The sequence below is a fragment of the Mycolicibacterium sp. XJ1819 genome, from assembly GCF_053483675.1.
Genome location: NZ_JBEFST010000049.1, coordinates 1 through 703, shown reverse-complemented (window position 1 = coordinate 703; position 703 = coordinate 1). Strand labels below are relative to the sequence as shown.

The window sequence follows — 703 nt, the reverse complement described above, 5'->3', positions numbered from 1 at the left end:
GCGCAAGCGTGGCGCGGTCGTACTCGCCGCCGAACTGGGCATGCCCGCCTCCACCGTGGGCCGGATTCTGGCCCGCCACCAGGTGCCACACCTGGCCGCGATCGATCCGATCACCGGCGAGCCGGTGCGCTCATCACGGCGTAGCCCCAACCGCTATGAACACCGCACCCCCGGCTCGCTGGTCCATGTCGATGTCAAGAAGCTCGGCCGGATCCCCAAAGGCGGCGGGTGGCGCCTACACGGCCGCGACGCCGCAGTGTCAGTGGCCAACCGGCACAAGAAGACCCGCATCGGCTACGACTACATCCATACCGCCATCGACGACCACACCCGCCTGGCCTACAGCGAGGTCCACACCGACGAGAAAGACCCGACTTGTGCGGAGTTCCTCCACCGCGCCCTCGCCTGGTTCGCCGCGCAGGGCATACGGGTACAACGGCTGCTGACCGACAACGCCCTGGTCTACCGCCACGGCACCAACTGGGGCTGGGTGTGCACCGCCTGGGGACTGCGACGCCGATTCATCAAACCCGGCTGCCCCTGGACCAACGGCAAAGCAGAACGCTTCAACCGGACCCTGCTCACCGAATGGGCCTACGCCCGCCCCTGGACCTCAAACAGCCTACGTACCCGAGGCCTTGACCGATTCCTGCATCGCTACAACACTCAACGAGGCCACTCCGCCCTCGGCGGACACCCCCCC

General features: G+C 67.4%; 1 protein-coding gene. It reads left to right on the top strand.

Annotation, left to right across the window (positions count from 1 at the left end; all coding sequences use genetic code 11):
- A partial coding sequence (locus ABQE89_RS26250; protein WP_448422161.1) for an integrase core domain-containing protein occupies positions 1 to 703 on the top strand: 703 nt, incomplete at both ends.